The sequence below is a fragment of the Candidatus Cloacimonadota bacterium genome (assembly GCA_020532355.1).
In the GTDB taxonomy this organism is placed as follows: Bacteria; Cloacimonadota; Cloacimonadia; order Cloacimonadales; family Cloacimonadaceae; genus UBA5456.
Genome location: JAJBBD010000071.1, coordinates 1 through 2,824 on the forward strand (window position 1 = coordinate 1; position 2,824 = coordinate 2,824).

Below are 2,824 nucleotides of genomic sequence, written 5' to 3' on the forward strand. Positions count from 1 at the left end.
TCATCGCGAACTTAGTGAAGCGACCTCCATCGTCATCGCGAACACCAGCGAAGCGACCTGCCGTCATCGCGAGGAGCAAAGCGATGAAGCGACGAAGCGACAATTAATCCTTTTTCACTACATTTGCCCTGCGACTAACAAAGCAGAACATGATCCGAATTTTCCGAACCATAACGATGGCTATCCTTGCAGTGGTGCTTCATGCTCATGCAACAGCTCAGTACAGCGTATCTTCCCCCGATAACTCACTGCGCGTTGAAGTAACGGTCAACAACACACCCTCATACAGTGTATTCCTTAACAAACGCATGATTGTTGCGCCTTCTGAAATCGCTCTTATTCTCGATGGCGAAAAAACCAGCGATAAATATGAGGTGGTCATCGCCAAAAACAAACATATTTCTGAAGAATACAACCCTATTGTGCCATTTAAAAGCAGCACAGTGAGAGAAGATGCCAACAGCCTTATCATCGCTTTTACCAATAGTCTCAGCCTCGAGTTTCGGGCATACAACAATGGTGTAGCCTGGCGGTGGATCTCAGATATTCCAAAAGAAATAAAAGTTGAGAATGAAATCACCACATTTGAGTTCCCTTCTGCCGGAAAGGTATGGTTCCCTGAAGAATCATCCCTCATTTCACACTATGAACGCCGCTATGTGGAGACACTCATCGACAGTATCTCCCCTGATCGTTTTTGCTCGCTCCCTGTATTGACTTCCTTACGCAACGGGACTAAAATTGCTATCACTGAGGCCGACCTTTACAACTACCCATGCCTCTTTTTAGAAGGCAACAGCAGTGGAAACGGCTTCAGTGAAAAATTTCCATCCTTTGTACTCAAAGCAAAAAATAAAAAAGACAGCGACCGCAATGAAGAGATTGCCAGGGAAGCAGATTATATCGCCCGTACAACAGGGAAGAGATCCTTTCCCTGGCGTGTGATGATGATAGCAGAAACAGATGACGAGCTGATTACAAATGACCTTGTATATACACTTTCCCGCAAAGGGAAATCACAAAACTTCGAATGGGTAAAACCCGGCCGTGTGGCATGGGACTGGTGGAATGCATGGAATATCTACAATGTGGATTTCGAGGCAGGAATTAACACGCAAACCTATAAATACTATATCGATTTTGCTTCGCAATACGGCCTTGAATACATCATCCTCGATGAAGGCTGGTCTAACACCACTGACCTATACAAGGTAATCCCTGAGATTGATCTGGAAGAGATCATCCGTTATGGAAAAGAAAAAAACGTAGGTGTAATTCTTTGGGTGCTTTGGAAACCGCTTTTTAAGCAATTGGAAATCCTCGACGAATTTCAGAAAATGGGCATTAAAGGTATAAAGGTAGACTTTATGCAACGCGCCGACCAATGGATGGTGGAATATTATGAGCTGATCGCAAACGAAGCAGCGAAACGGCAATTGCTGGTAGACTTTCATGGGGCTTTTAAGCCTTCAGGACTGCGCGCAAAATATCCTAATGTGCTAAGCTATGAAGGTGTCAAAGGGCTGGAAAATGCCAAGTGGTCGTTTGATATTACACCACACCACGATGCTACACTCCCGTTTACGCGTCAGCTTGCCGGACCTATGGACTACACCCCCGGAGCCATGCGCAACGGCGGATTAAAAAACTTCTTTATCAGCTGGACCCGTCCCATCAGTCAGGGAACCAGGGCACACCAGGTAGCACTCTATGTGATCTTTGAAAGCGGACTACAGATGTTCTGTGATAACCCCACCAATTACCTCAGGAATCCTGAAACGACAGATTTTATGTCCCAAATCCCTGTAACCTGGGATACCACCATCGTAAAGGAAGCAGTAGTGGGTGAATACCTCTTAGTGGCACGAAAAAAAGAGCAAAACTGGTATCTGGGCGCTATTACCGATGAAGAAGCGCGCGAATTTTCTCTTGGCACAGGTTTTCTTCCAGGAGGAAACTTTGAGATCACTATCTTCGCTGACGGCTACAATGCACATCGTACTGCCGAGGATTTCAGAATCTTAAAAAAGCAAATCGCTAACGGCGATACTGTAAATATTAATATGGTAGCTGGAGGTGGCTGGGCAGCAATTATTAAACCTGTTAGCTGGTGAAGCATTATTTCCCAGAATTCTGCACCGGGATACCCTAAAAATTTCCCAAAAAATTTTCATCAAACAATAGAGAAGATTTCGCTCAACATTAAAAGCAACGGTTTCGAAACCTGCTTTTCTTAAAAAGTTTTTTCAGCTCCGCAAAGAAGTCTTTCTGTCAAATCGCTGGAAATGCCTTGTTCCCTGTGACGACTATATGATTCAATCTCAAAAATATCAGAACTGTTGCCAATCGTTTTAACAACATGGTAACGGCTCTTGCTCTTATCAATATTTGCACACTGACGATGCCTCCTGAATTTTTATTCATACGGACAAACATGTACGTAAAAAAATGTTTTCGCCAGGACACCCCAATGGAAAGCCAAAAAATCACATACAATTATGTCTTTGAGAGTTAAAACAATACAAATAAATAAATTCAGGAGACCTGACTTTCAAAAGATATCCTTTCGGAGAGATAGACATCAAAATCGATCAAGGGCATAGTGAAACGGGTTCCTTACTTATTTTCGGACTATAAAGCAGTATAGCCATATGGCACCATTCAGATAAATTCAACAGGGAGAATCTATTGTCTGTTTTAAAATCTCAAATAATATCAACAGATCAACCAAAATGAAACCCAACCCGAAAAACCCAAGGGGAAAAGAAACATGAGTTTTCAAAGCTAGGGTCTGGTCGATGGCCAGTTTCCTGATAAACTTTCA

Annotated in this window: 1 protein-coding gene; it reads left to right on the forward strand. The window is 43.2% G+C overall.

The annotated features are described in order from the left end of the window. The first annotated feature begins 149 nt into the window (after positions 1-149). Positions 150-2,114, forward strand: a complete 1,965-nt coding sequence (locus LHW48_02315; GenBank protein ID MCB5259294.1) for a glycoside hydrolase family 97 protein — start codon at positions 150-152, stop codon at positions 2,112-2,114. Positions 2,115-2,824: the final 710 nt, after the last annotated feature.

Bases quoted from the DNA above. Each gene is read 5' to 3' on its own strand.
- LHW48_02315 (MCB5259294.1), top strand. From the start codon at position 150: ATGATCCGAATTTTCCGAACCATAACGATGGCTATCCTTGCAGTGGTG.